The organism is Micromonospora lacuserhaii, from assembly GCF_036902735.1.
In the GTDB taxonomy this organism is placed as follows: Bacteria; Actinomycetota; Actinomycetes; order Mycobacteriales; family Micromonosporaceae; genus Micromonospora.
This window is the reverse complement of the sequence record NZ_JBAKHO010000019.1, coordinates 1-13,262: the sequence shown is the minus strand read 5'-3', so window position 1 is coordinate 13,262 and position 13,262 is coordinate 1. Positions and strand designations below refer to the sequence as shown.

The window sequence follows — 13,262 nt, the reverse complement described above, 5'->3', positions numbered from 1 at the left end:
CCCGAATCGTGCCGGTCGCGACGGCGGACCCGGCGCGATCGGCGGTCAGCCCTTGAGCAGGGCGTCGATCTCGGCCGCGATCTCCTCGGGGGTACGCCCGTCGGTGACCACCGTGGCCGTGGCCACCTCGGCGTAGAGCGGGCGCCGCTGGTCCATCAGGTGCTTGAGGGTGGCCCGCGGGTTGAGCGCCAGCAGCGGTCGGCCGGCCCCGAGCCCGACCCGCTTCACCGCGTCGGGCAGCTCCACCGACAGGTGCACCACGGTGTGCCCGACCAGCGCGGCACGGTTCTCCTCGGCGAGGACCGCGCCGCCGCCGAGGGCGAGCACCCCGGTGTGCGAGGCCAGCGCCGCCGCCACCGCGGCCCGTTCCAGGGTACGGAAGTGCGCCTCCCCCTCGTCGATGAAGATCTCCGGGATCGGCTTGCCGGCCATCGCCTCGATGTCGGTGTCGGTGTCCCGGAACGCCGTCCCGAGCAGGGCGGCGAGCTGCTCGCCGACGGTGCTCTTGCCGGAGCCGGGCGCCCCGACCAGCACGCAGGCCGGCCGGCTCACCGGATGACCAGGGCGTCGAGGTAGCCGGCGAGGTTGCGGCGGATCTCGGCGACGGAGTCGGCACCGAACTTCTCGGTGGCCGCCTCGGCGAGCACCAGCGCGACCATCGCCTCGGCGACCACCGCGGCGGCCGGCACCGCGCAGACGTCCGAGCGCTGGTTGATGGCGGTGGCCGGCTCGCCGGTGGTCACGTCGACGGTCGCCAGCGCCCGGTTCAGCGAGGAGATCGGCTTCATCGCGGCCTTCACCCGCAGCGGCTCACCGGTGGTGATGCCGCCCTCCAGGCCGCCGGCCCGGTCGGTGACCCGGCGGACGCCGGCGGTGGTCGGGACGATCTCGTCGTGCGCCTCCGAGCCGCGGGAGCGGGCCTGCTGCCAGCCGTCGCCGATCTCCACGCCCTTGATCGCCTGGATGGACATCAGGGCGGTGGCCAGCCGGGCGTCGAGCTTGCGGTCCCACTGCACGTGGCTCCCCAGGCCCGGCGGGACGCCGTACGCCAGCACCTCGACCACGCCGCCGAGGGTGTCGGCGGCCTTCTTCGCGGCGTCGACCTCGGCGACCATCCGGGCGCTGGCCTCCGGGTCGAGGCAGCGCAGCGGGTCGGCGTCGATCCGCTCGGCGTCCTCGGGCGTCGGGCGCAGGCCGGGATCGGCGGCGACCGAGCCCAGCTCCACCACGTGCGACACGATCTCGATGCCGAGCGCCTGCCTGACCAGCGCCTTGGCGACGGTGCCGACGGCGACCCGGGCGGCGGTCTCCCGCGCGCTGGCCCGCTCCAGGATCGGCCTGGCGTCGGTGTGGCCGTACTTCTGCATGCCGGCGAGGTCGGCGTGGCCCGGGCGGGGGCGGGTCAGCGGGGCGTTGCGGGCCTGCCGGGCCAGTTCGTCGGCGTCGACCGGATCGGCGGCCATCACGGTCTGCCACTTGGGCCACTCGGAGTTGCCGACCCGGATGGCGACCGGGCTGCCCAGCGTGACGCCGTGCCGCAGGCCGCCGATCACCTCGACCTCGTCCTGCTCGAACGACATCCGGGCGCCCCGGCCGTAGCCGAGGCGGCGGCGGGCCAGCTCGGCGGCGATCTCGGTGGTGGTCACCTCGATGCCGGCGGGTACGCCCTCCAGCAACGCGACGAGAGCGGGACCGTGCGATTCACCTGCAGTCAGCCAGCGCAACACATTGGTCAGTCTGTCACGCCCGGTGCCCGATCCCGCACGCCGGTCATCCCGTCCCGCCCTCCGGACACCGACGTCCGCAGGGCGGGCCGCCGGTCAGGCCGTCCGGACCGCGATGATCGACTTGGTCATGCCGAGCAGCCGCTCCGCCCGGATGGTGGAGTCCGGGAAGAGATAGCGCATCTCGGCCCGGCCGATCAGCTCCGTGGTGAGCACCTGCCTCATCGCCGCCTCCCAGGACTTGCCCGGGGTGTAGGCCAGCGGCCACTTGCGGGCCACCGCCACCCGGGCCGGCACCGGCAGGAACTGCATCCCGGGCGCCACCCAGTGCGGCTCCACCGGGAAGTACCGGTACGGGGTCTGCACCCAGTGCCGCGGGGCGAGGGCACGGATCGCCTCGGCCATCCGGCGGCGCTGCTCGTGGCCCCCGACGTGCTCGATCACGCTGTTGCTGAAGACCAGGTCGTAGCGGCGGGACAGGATCTCCGGCGGCAGGGCGCAGGCGTCCGCGTGGTCGGCCTCCAGCCAGTCCGGCAGCTCGGTCGGCAGCGGCTCCAGGTTCACCACGTGCACGTGCTTCGGGCGTACCGGCACCTTCGTCCAGCTGCCCACCCGGCCGCCCAGGTCGAGCACGGACATCTCGGCGAGGTCCGGGAACGTCTCGGAGAGCCAGGCGGCCCGCTTCGCCCGGCGCTTCGCCCCGTACGAGTCGGGCGAGTCGACCAGCCGGAAGCGCAGCGAGTTCAGGGGCGTGCGGCCCCGGCCGCCACGCGTCGGCGCACTGTCGTCGTTCGTTCGGGTCCCGCTCGACACGGTCAGCTCCCCCAGTCGAAGGTCATGCCCAGCCGCGCGGCGAGGGCCTGGTTGTACGGCGCGTAGTACCGGGTCAGCTCCGCCCGGACGGCGTCGTCCATGGCGCTGCTGCGCCGGTCGTTGAAGACCTCGTACTTCGCCAACTGGTGCGGCGGCAGGCCCACGTGCTCCAGCACCCGGGCGTACGTGGCGGCGGGCTCCCGGTAGAGCGTCTCGCTGGGCAGGATCAGCAACTGGTCCCGGTCGAACCGGTCCAGCCACGGCTCCAGGTGCTCCAGATAGCGGCCCCGGGCCCGGTAGCTGAACCAGTCGAAGGCGTTGCTGACGTACGTCGGGTCGGCGATCAGCTTCTCCCGCTCCCCCGCCGTCCGCTCCTCCTCCGCCGCCAGCGCCTCGGCGAAGCCCAGCGGTTCCACGCCCTCGGTCCGCCGCTCCTTCCAGTGCGAGTACGCCCGCTCCACCGGATCGCGCAGCAGCACGATCAGCCACACCCCGGGCAGCAGACCGGCCACCCGGGCGGGTGCGAGTGGATGGAACATGTACAGCGGGGCGGCCTCGCCCACCTTCGTCGGGCCGCCGTGCCGCCGCTCCAGCACGCGCCGCTGCCGGGCGGTCGGGAAGTGCGAGCGGTACCAGGTCTCGCCGCGGGACCAGGTGTCCTCGAAGTAGTGCGAGGTCTTGGTGTTCCAGGCCGGGAAGAGCCGGGGCACCAGCGGGTGCTCCAGCAGGTAGCGCCAGAGCGAGGTGGTGCCGCCGCGCTTGGTGCCGATGATGAGGAAGTCCGGCAGCGGACGCTGGTCGCTGGTGCGTTCGCCGTACCGGACCAGCGAAGTCCGTAGCCGGGTCTGCACCGGTGCGGGCACCAGCGCCTTGACCCGATCCCGCATGGTCATCTCGTCCTCCTCGTCAACTCGCTCGCCGGCCCAGGGTCCCGGCCGCCGCCCGGGCCCGCCGCCGCACCGCCGGGTGCGCCAGCGCGGCGGCCGCGAGCAGCACCGCCGTGCCGAGCGTGAGGAACAGGCCGGCCACGCCGCGCCCGGCGACCAGCGCCCCGAGCCCGGCCAGCACGGCGGTGCCGGTACCGGCCACGGCCGCCGTGAGCAGCACCGACCGGGTCATCAGCGGCTCGCCGACGACCCGGCGGGCCGCCGCGGTGGCGAGCACGTTCTCCGCCACGATGCCGACCGTCCAGGCGACCGCCGCGCCCAGCGCGCCGTGCCGGGGGATCAGCGCCAGGGCCAGCCCGACGTTGAGCACCAGGCCGGTGGCGGCGGCGAACAGGTGCCGCCCGCTGCTGCCGCTCATCAGCAGCAACGTCTGCACGATGCCGACCCCGGAGTTGACCATCATGGCCCCGGCGAGCACCGCCATCGGCAGCGCGCCGCCGGTGAACTCGCGGCCGAACAGGCTCAGGAAGCCCGGCGCGAAGATCGCCAGGAGCAGGTACCCCGGCCAGGAGAGCGCCACGATCGCGGCGGTGATCCGCCGGTAGACCTGCGCCGCCTCGGCGGTGCGGTGCTGGCCGAGCAGCCGGGACAGCTGCGGCGCGACCGAGACCCGCAGGCCCTGCATGACCAGCAGGCCGGCCAGCGCGTACCGGCCGACCGCGCCGATGATGCCGGCCTCGGCCTGGCCGGCGAGCGCCGCGGTGAGCAGCACGGTGAGCCACATGCTGCTCGCGTCGATGGCCGCCGAGGCGGCCCGGGGCAGCGCGAAGCCCCACAGGGTGCGCCAGTCCGCGGCGACCGGGCGCAGCCGCGCGCCGGCACCGAGGCCGAGCGGTCGGACCAGCAGGACGGCGCAGACGGCCACCGCCGCCACGACGGGCGCCAGCCAGCCGGCGAAGGCCGCCGTCACCCCGGCGCCCGCGCCGAGCGCCGCCAACACCAGCGCGGGACGGGCGGCCGGGACGAAGACGTACTGCACGGCGACCAGGGCGGTGACCGGTCGCACCGCCCGGACGGCGGCGAGCAGCACGGTCATCGCGACCACGAACGGCAGGCCGGCGAACGCCAGCCGGAGCAGGTCGACGCCGGCGCCGGTGTCCCGGTCGAACAGCACCGGCGCGAGCGACCGGGCGAGGGCGACCCCGGTGGCCGCCACCGCGACGGTCAGCAGCAGCGCCGGCAGCAGGGCGACCGGCAGCAGGCGGGCGGCGTCGCCGTCCCGCCCGGCCCGCCGCCGCGGCAGCGCCCAGACCAGGGCGGTGTCCGCGCCGGCGCAGCAGAGCACGCCGACGATGGCGACCACGCCGATCGCGGTGAACATCGCGCCGGAGCCGGCCGGGCCGAGCCCCCGGACGATCACCACGGTCAGCAGGAAGCCCAGCACCCCGTTGATCGCCGCGCCGGCCAGCCCGACCAGCCCGTTGCGGGTGCTGCGGCGTACCTCCTGGTCGCCGGTGGCGGCGGGCGCGGTCGGGGTGTCCGGTGGGGCGGGGTCGGTGAGGATGGCGCCGGGCGCGGCGTGCGGGCCCGGGGCGCCGGCACGCGGGCGCGGCACCGAGGGACCGGTCATGCCGTCCCTCCCCGGCCCGGCGAGTCCGTCAGCCGCGGCGACGCCGCCCCGGTCGAGCGCTGCTGCGGCGCGGGCGGACCGGCCTGGGGCGCGGTGCGCAGCGGCACCGCGGCCACCCCGGTCCCGACCGCGGCCGGCTGCCCGGTGAGCGGCGCCACGGGCGCCCGACCCACCCCCCGGGTACGCCACGGCGCCAGCGGCGCGGGCTGCGACATGGCGGACGGACCCGTCGACACCCGGTTGACCGGCCCGCTCACCGCGGCCAGTCCCGCCCCCACCGCGAAGAAGATCACCGACAGGTTGGGGTCGATGTACGCGTAGACCGGGATCACCACCAGCGCGATGACCGGGATGGTGCTCAGCCAGTACCCGGCCGGCGAGACCGCCGCGGCCAGCCGCCGGGCGACCAGCACCAGCCAGGTGAGGAAGACCAGCAGCGCCGGGATGCCGTGGCTGTAGAGGATCTGCCAGATCAGGCCCTGAGTGCCCAGCGGCTCCTCGGCGAGGGTGGTGTCCACGCTCTTCGGCGCGCCGTACCCGAGCAGCGGCGAGTGCTCCACCGCCTGCCAGGTCCGCACGTACAGGTCCATCCGGTCGACGTTGGTGTCGGTGCTGCTGACCCGCGCGTCGATCATCTCCTGCACCGGCACGACCAGGCTGACGATCCAGACCAGCACGACCAGCCCGGCGATCGACACGATCAGCCGGGCGTTGCCCCGGACGAGCGCCCGCAGCCCCAGGTAGAGCAGGCCCGCGCCGAGGCCGAGGAACATGCCCCGGTTGAGCGTCATGAACGCCGGCACCACCGACAGCGGCAGCGACGCCCACAGCACCATCCGGAACCGCCCGGTCCGCACCGAGGTGAGGTACGCCAGCACGCACGGCACCAGCAGGGCGTACGCGGTCCCCCAGTTGTTGGTGTACGGGTACGGCGCGGCGGTGCGGTAGATCGGCGTACGCGACTGCGGGTTGAACTCGTTGGCCCGCACGTGGGTCAGCGCCTGGATGAACCGCTCGCCGGAGATCCCCCCGGGCAGCGCCATCTCCACCGGGGTGGTCAGCGCGAACGTCGGCATCAGCACCGCCAGCCAGCCCAGCGCCACGATGCTCAGCCAGTACCAGACCAGCGGGCGCAGCACCCGCTCCCAGGCAACACCCTCCCGGACCAGGGTGTACACGTAGACGCAGACGATCAGTGCGGTGGCCAGGAAGCCGAGGCGCAGACCGAAGGTGAGGTAGGCGGTCGGCCGGTCCAGCCGGGTGCCGCTGAGCAGCACCAGGACGAGGAAGACCAGCCAGCACGCGGTGCCGGCGGGCAGCGGCACCCGGCCGCGGGCGACCAGCAGGGCGAGCAGGACCAGGCCGAACACCGACCAGCCGAGATAGAACGCGCCGAGCGCCCACCAGAGCGGCACCAGGCCGAACATCGCCGTCAGCGGCCAGACGGGCAGCGGCGGCGACCCCGAAGGTGGCCGTGCCGCGTTCCCCGGCCGCGCGGTGCTGCTTCCCGACCCCGTCCGCGTGGCGGTGCCGGGCCGTCCGTCAGACACCCCGCCCCGTCCGCTGGGCCAGCCGCAGCACACGTTCACCGGAGAGTAGCCCGAGGACCACGGGCACGGTGACCAGCACCCGCTTCTCGTACGGGTTGAGCCGAATCACCCGGCCCAGTTCCCGGACGGCCTCCCGGCGGCGCCGGCCGGAGGCGAGCGCGAAGGCGATCTGCCCGTGCAGCCGGGCCAGGCCGGTCCGGCTGCCGGCCAGCTCGGGGTGCTTGTCGAGCAGGTAGCGGGTGGCCTCGACGATCGTCGCCCAGCGGCCGAAGAAGAAGGAACCGCCGTGCCAGTCCACCACCACCAGGACCTCCGGCACGATCACCACCGGGCCGTGGGCGGCGATCCGCAGCAGCCACTCGTAGTCCTCGCCGTAGCCGCCGGGCAGCTCCTCGTCGACCGGGCCGATCGCGTCCCAGGTGGAGCGCCGGACCAGCAGGGTGCTGGAGTGCACCTCCATCACCCGGTCCTCGACGAAGTCGGGCAGCGTCACCTCGGCCCGGTCCAGGCGCCGCTCCTTGGCGATGCCCGGCCCCTCCAGCCGGATGCCGCAGCTCGCGGCCGCGGCGTCGGGCCGCTCGGCCAGCAGCTCCACCTGGCGGCGCAGCTTGGCCGGCAACCAGAAGTCGTCGTCGTCGCAGAACGCGAGCAGCGCGCTGGTCGCCTCGTCGGCGCCGGTGTTGCGGCCGCCGGGCAGCCCCCGCGAGTGGGTGTTGTTGACGTAGCGCAGCGTCCGGCTGGCCGGCACGTCGAGGTCGAGGTCGCGGATGTCGGTGTGGTCGTAGACCACCACGCACTCGACCGGGCCGGGGTAGTCCTGGTCCAGCACCGCGCGCACGGCCCGCTCCAGCAGACCCGGGCGGTCCCGGGTGGCCACCACCACGGTCACCGGCGGGTACCGGTCGGCCGCCGTCGCGTCGTCGGCCCGGTTCGGGTCGCGGTCAGTCACGGCGAACTCCCGTCACCACCAGGCCGATCGGTTCCACCCCGACCGCGCGCAGCCGCTCCACCAGCTGGCCCAGCTGCGCCGTCCGGGTCTTGTCCAGGGCGGTCACCAGCATCGCCCGGCCCTCGCGGGCGGCCCGCACCCCGCGTTCGTCGTGCAGGGCGGGCGGCGCGTCGAGGACGGTCAGCCCGTCGGCCGCCGGGACGTCCAGCTCGACCAGGCGCACCGAGCCGGTGCCGATCCGCACCTCCTGCCCATCGCCCAACGATCCCTCGCCGGTCGGCCGGGAGGTCGTCGGGATCACCTCGGTCTTGTCCGCGGTGGTGGTCGAGCGGTACACCGCGCCGTTCTTCGCGTCCGGGGCGGGGAACGGCCGCGGCTTGCGGACCGCGGGGATAACCATGGTGTCATCAGGTCCGGCGGCGCCCGCCGGTGCGGGAGCCGGGGCCGGCGCCGGGGCGGGGTTCGCGACCGGAGTCGTCACCCGCGGCCGGGACAGCTGGGAGCGGGCCGGCTCGACCGCGGGGTGCCGCCGCTGAGCCTCCTGCAACATCGCCCGCACCCGCTCCCGGAGCTCCGCAGTGGTGCCGAGCCGCACGTCCTGCCCGTTCTGCGCCAGCGCGGCGGCCAGCCCGGCGCTGATCTGCTCGCGTGCCTCGTCGGCGCCGGAGGAGAGCAGCACCAGCGGGGTGCGCTGCGGCCCGTCCACCCAGCGGCCCAGGGCCAGGGCCAGGTAGCGCAGGTCGGCCTCGTCCGGCCGGCCGCTCCGGTCCCGCCGGACGGTGCCGAGCAGCGGCGCGCCGACCGTCACGGCGGCCTCGGCGGCGGTCCGCACCCGGCGGTCCAGGGATTCCCGGACGAAGGCCACCAGCGCGCCGACCAGCAGGCCGCCGAGCAGCCCCGCGACCAGGATCAGCGGCGCGGCGTCCCGGCTGGAGGGCACCGGCGCGCGGGCGGCGCTGGTGACCGAACCGGGGCTCAGATCGGCCGAGGCGATCTTGGAACGCTGCTCGGCGAGGGTGGCGAGCTGGTCGTTGAGCGAGCGCAGCTGGTCCAGCAGGGCACTGACCCGCGGCGGCGGGTTGGTGCTGTTCTGGGTGCTGGGCAGCGCCTTCTGCGCGGTACTGCGCTGGCTGGTGACCAGGGCGATGGTGTCGTCGTACGACTTGAGCACCTCGGCCCGCTGGTTCTCGTAGATGCCGCGGCGCAGCTCGAGGTATCCGTCAGCGGCGCCGTTCGCCCCGTCCACCGCCTCCCGCTCGGAGTGGCCGGCGTAGCTGAACCGCATCACCTGCCCGCCCACCGGGGTCTCCACGGTGAGCGCGTCCGCCACGTCGCTGGTGTCCCGCCCGGTGATGGCGGAGACCTTGTCGATGACGTCGTTGCTCTTGGCGATCCCGCTCTCGGCGGTCATGTTGACCGCCCGGTCGGCGCCGCCGGAGGGCACCGAGAACGGGTCGGTGACCACGGCGCGGACCACCACCGCCGTCGTCGCCGTGTACGTCGCGGGAACGAGCAGGACGTAGCCGGCCACGGCGGCCAGCACCAGCGCCGCGGTGCCGAGCACCGTCCGCCACCGGCGCAGCGGGATACGCGCCAGCTCGACCAGGCCGACCGGGCGTTGCCGGGCTGGAGCGACGTCGGTCAGGTCCATCAGTCAGGTCCTCTTGCGGTGCGAAGTGTGCGGTTGGGCGCGGGCCGGGCGAGCCCGGCGTCGACGACCGGTGGCCGTCCCCATTGTCGCCGACCGTTCACCTGCGGTCGACAGCCGAGCGGTCCCCCTGTGGTGCGGGCGGTCCGCCGGTGTCACGGGGACACCGGCGGACCGCCCGCACGCGTACCGGATCAGGAGGTGGCGAAGAAGAGCGTCTTGCTGGACCAGTTCACGTCGGCGGTGGCCGCCGCGACCTGGACCGAGGCGGTGCCGTCGACGGCCGCCTCGTCGAACGGGACCGCGCGCAGCGAGCCGTCCGTGTTGCCGTACACGATCTTGCCGTTGACCCAGGCCATGCCCCGCACGTTGCCCCAGGCGAGACCCGCGCTGGGCAGCGTGAACTCGGTGCAGCCGACGATGTAGCCGTCCGGCTCCAGGTAACGGTAGAAGAGCTTGTTCGTGCCGGCCTTGGTGTAGTACATCCGGCCGTCGAGGTAGAACGCCCCGCTCATCGCGGCCGGGTTGAACCAGTTGTTGTAGCCGCTGCTGATCCACGGCGCGCCCACCGAGCCGGCCGAGAAGATCGACACGTCCAGGTAGCTGCCGTTCGGCGCGGTGGCGTCGGTCTTCGCCCAGTAGAGCTTGTTGCCGACCGAGAAGGACGCCCCGGCCGAGGTGAGGTTCGGCTGGCTGGAGGCGACCGGGGCACCCACCGAGGTGCCGTCGAAGGAGACCTTGGTGGCCTGGCCGCTGGCGGTGCCCAGGTAGAGGTAGCCCGAGGCCGCCGTCGGGGCGTTGACCGCCGGCGCCGTCCGGCCGCCGGCCAGCGGGAACAGGCCCATCCGGCCGTGGTACTCGTTGCCCAGGCCGTCGGAGTCGAAGCCGGCGAGCAGGCCGTTGCTGCCGCGCCACAGCTCCCACATGATCGCGCCCCAGGCGGTGGTCCCCGACGGGGCGCCGGAGCGGGTCGGGTTCCAGTTCAGCGGCATCCCGTTGATCGGGTCGAGCGCGCCCAGGCCGAACCGGTTGATCGCGCCGGACCCGGCGGAGTCGTTGCCGTTGGCGTTGTTGAGCCAGCGGAAGTGACCGCCGACGTAGACCACGTTGTCGGCCACCTCGACCGAGGTCACCGAGTCGGTGCCGGTGTAGTTGACCCAGGTGGCGTCGATCGCGGCGCCGCGGGTCGAGGTCTCGAACCGGGCGATCGCGTCGCAGTACGCCCCGTCGCCCCGGCCGCCGTCGGCGATGATGACGAAGTAGCTGCCGTCGTCGGAGAAGTCGACGTCGCGGGCGTAGAACGGGAACGTCCAGTTGTAGCAGGGCGCCACGTAGCGCTGGGTGCTCCAGTCGGCGACCGCCGGCGTGCCGGCGAGATCGACGACCACCACCTGGTTGCGGGGCTGCCCGTTGACCTGGGTGAAGTTGCCCACCGCCACCAGGGTCTTCTCGTCGGGCGCCACGGCCAGGCCCCAGACCAGCTCGGTGCTGTCCCGGGCGACGCTGGCGTCGACCTGGAAGGTGGGGTCGATCGCGCCGGTGGTGGCGTCGAGCCGGGCCAGCAGCGAGTGCTGGGTGCCGTTGACCCAGTGGAAGGCACCCGCGATGTAGAGCTTGCCGCCGACCACGATGGTCCGCCGCACCAGGCCGCCGTCGCTGCGGCCGGCCCAGCCGGCGACCGTCGCGCCGGTGGCCGGGTCGAGCTCGACGAGGTTCTTGCGGCTCACCCCGTTCACGGTCCCGAAGGCGCCGCCGACGATGAGCTTGCCGTCGGGGCTGGCGGCCAGCGCGTGCACCGCGCCGTCCACCGCCGGGGTGAAGCCGGTCTTCAGCGCGCCGGTCGTCTTGTCGTACGCGAAGAGGTAGTTGCGAGCCGTCCAGCTCGCGTCCGTGGCGGCCTTCACCGAGGTGAAGGTGCCGCCGACGTAGACGGTGTTCCCGATCTCGGCGAACGCCTTGGTGTCGCCGTTCTGCGCGTGCGGGATGTTGTCCGCCGGGTTCGCGGAGGTCAGGGTGCTGGCGACCGGCTGGAGCCCCTCCGCGCGGGCGGGTGCGGCGAGGAGACCCGCGGCGAGCACCGGGGCGGTCAGCGCGACGAGCCACCGCCTCCACACCGGACGAGACGACGTTCTGAGAAGCACTGGCGCCCCCAATGACGAAGTGAGATCACGCGTAGCTTGCTGTGCACGGACATTTCGCACCATCAACCGACCGGTCCGCTCGGTCGGCGCCTCGGTCCGGTCGACCCGTACGGGTCGCGTCCGGACGGCTCGCGGCGGACGAGGATTTCCTCGACCGGTGGACCCTGCGACCGGGGGTACCGTCCACCCGGACGTCACGACGCATCCATCCACCGGAACGGGGTGACCGTCCCGGTCGCGGCGACCGTCCACGTTGCCGCCTCCGCCAGATCCTCGGCCGTGACGGCGTCCGCCTCCCGGGCCAGGACCAGTCCCCGCCGGTCCAGTTCCCGGGCCATCTCCACCTGGTGGTCGTCGACGTGCTCGCCGTGCCGCCGGCGGCGCGGCACGTAGATCGCCCGCCGACCGGCCCGCATCGCGGCCAGCGCCGAACCCACCCCGGCGTGCGTGACGACCACGTCGGCCTCGCGCATCGCCTGCTGCATCTCCGCGTACGGGACCTGGCGGCGGGCACCGGCCGGCATCCGGTCGATCCGGGTGGAGCCGACCTGCCAGAGCACCTCCGCCTCGGGCGGCAGCACGTCGACCAGGCGGTCGAGCAGCCGGGGGAAGCCGAAGCGCTCGTGGGTGCCGAGCGCCACCACGATCCGGCGCAGCGGCCGGGGGCCGGTCGCCCGGGTGGCCCGGTAGCCGTCGAAGATGGAGCCGCCGTAGCGCCAGCGCCCCCCGGCCCAGCCGGGGTACTGGGTGTAGAGCCGGGTCCTCGGCACCCGGGCGACCAGCCGGCCGGTCAGCGACGGTCCCTCGGTCCGGGTGGCGCTCTCGATGTAGTGGCAGGCCAGCCCGTGCCGGGCGGCCGGCAGGAAGAACGACATCGCCACGCTGGCCCCGGTGCTGATCACCTGGCGGAACCGCCCGCCGCGCAGCACCCGGCGGGCCGCCACCAGGTCGCGCAGCGCGCCGACGGCGTCCCGGGTGGTCGCCGGCGGGACGTGGACGACCTCGTGGCCGTCCAGCAGGGAACGGCTCTGGGGCGAGTCGAAGGTGGCCCAGACGCAGTCGTCCTGCACGCCCAGCCGGGGTGCCAGGTCGTACAGCTCGGCGAGGTGTCCACCGGTGGAGGCGACGAGAAGGGTGGTCACGTCGTTGCCCGTCTTCCGTGTCGAGGGGTGGCCGGTGCGAGGTCGCGGAAGGGCCGGGTCAGCCGCCGGTCATGACGCTCTCCCTGGCCGGCGCGGGTGTCCGCCCCGACGGGCCGAGCCGGCCGTCGGCGGTGAGCACGGCCAGCGCCACCACGGCGAGCAGCAGGGGGCCGAAGATCCAGCCGCCGATCACGTCGGTCAGCCAGTGCTTCTCGGCGTAGATGCGGGTGTAGCCCTCGACGGTGGCGAGCAGCGCCACCGTCGTGGCGAGGGCGATCCGGCCGCCGCGCGGGATGCGCCAGGTGAGCCCGGCGAGCAGCGCGATGGTGCCGAAGGTGAGCAGCACCCGGGCGCAGCCGCCGGACGGGTAGGTGCCGAGGTCCGTCGGCGGGTGTCCACGGTCGACGACCGTGGCCAGGATCTCCTGGGTGTACTGCTCGACGACGAACTGCGTCGGCATCGCCAGCAGCGGGATCCACCAGCGCCGGCGGCGCCAGGCGACGGCGAAGGCGAGCGCGGCGACCACGGTGACCCACTTGAGCGGGTACCGGTCCCCCATCGCGGTGATGAACGAGGTCACCTCGGCCCAGCCGGTCACCCGGCGGGCGTGCACGTAGTCGAAGACCGGATGGTCGACGTGCGGTTCGAGGCGGGACAGCGCCTCGCCGAGCGGCCAGCAGATCGCGACGACCGCCGCCGCCCCGGCCAGCAGCGCGACGGCCGCGGCGCCGGGCCGGCCCAGCGCGTCGGTGAGCCCGGCGACGGCGGCGCGGAGCCG

At 74.3% G+C, this 13,262-nt stretch carries 11 protein-coding genes; all 11 read right to left on the bottom strand.

From position 1 onward, the window contains the following. Positions 1-45 precede the first annotated feature (45 nt). Positions 46-552 (bottom strand): shikimate kinase, encoded by a 507-nt coding sequence (locus V6U81_RS15010; RefSeq protein ID WP_334489618.1) that lies wholly within the window; start codon positions 550-552, stop codon positions 46-48. Beyond that, a complete protein-coding gene (gene aroC, locus V6U81_RS15005; RefSeq protein WP_334489615.1) occupies positions 549-1,727 on the bottom strand; it encodes a chorismate synthase in 1,179 nt (392 codons plus the stop codon). The genes V6U81_RS15010 and aroC overlap by 4 nt, the downstream gene beginning before the upstream one ends. Before the next feature lie 93 nt (positions 1,728-1,820). Further along, a complete protein-coding gene (locus V6U81_RS15000) occupies positions 1,821-2,471 on the bottom strand; it encodes a methyltransferase domain-containing protein (protein ID WP_334489823.1) in 651 nt (216 codons plus the stop codon). Between the two features lie 68 nt (positions 2,472-2,539). Continuing rightward, on the bottom strand, positions 2,540-3,424 hold the full coding sequence (locus V6U81_RS14995; protein WP_334489821.1) for a sulfotransferase domain-containing protein: 885 nt from the start codon (positions 3,422-3,424) through the stop codon (positions 2,540-2,542). Between the two features lie 19 nt (positions 3,425-3,443). Next, positions 3,444-5,054 carry a lipopolysaccharide biosynthesis protein gene (locus V6U81_RS14990; RefSeq protein ID WP_334489613.1) on the bottom strand — a complete coding sequence of 537 codons (1,611 nt, stop codon included), beginning with the start codon at positions 5,052-5,054 and terminating at the stop codon, positions 3,444-3,446. Then, positions 5,051-6,481 (bottom strand): O-antigen ligase family protein, encoded by a 1,431-nt coding sequence (locus tag V6U81_RS14985; RefSeq protein WP_334489611.1) that lies wholly within the window; start codon positions 6,479-6,481, stop codon positions 5,051-5,053. The genes V6U81_RS14990 and V6U81_RS14985 overlap by 4 nt, the downstream gene beginning before the upstream one ends. Before the next feature lie 115 nt (positions 6,482-6,596). Then, positions 6,597-7,553, bottom strand: coding sequence for a glycosyltransferase family 2 protein (locus V6U81_RS14980; RefSeq protein ID WP_334489609.1), 957 nt, complete (start codon positions 7,551-7,553; stop codon positions 6,597-6,599). Next, a complete protein-coding gene (locus V6U81_RS14975) occupies positions 7,546-9,204 on the bottom strand; it encodes a Wzz/FepE/Etk N-terminal domain-containing protein (RefSeq protein WP_334489607.1) in 1,659 nt (552 codons plus the stop codon). The genes V6U81_RS14980 and V6U81_RS14975 overlap by 8 nt, the downstream gene beginning before the upstream one ends. 191 nt (positions 9,205-9,395) lie before the next feature. After that, entirely contained in the window at positions 9,396-11,315 is a 1,920-nt protein-coding gene (locus V6U81_RS14970) for a delta-60 repeat domain-containing protein (RefSeq protein ID WP_334489605.1), read from the bottom strand. A gap of 221 nt (positions 11,316-11,536) precedes the next feature. Further along, entirely contained in the window at positions 11,537-12,484 is a 948-nt protein-coding gene (locus V6U81_RS14965) for a glycosyltransferase (RefSeq protein ID WP_334489603.1), read from the bottom strand. A 58-nt stretch (positions 12,485-12,542) separates the two neighbouring features. Further along, the coding region (locus V6U81_RS14960; protein WP_334489601.1) for a phosphatase PAP2 family protein at positions 12,543-13,262 on the bottom strand (720 nt) is incomplete at its 5' end.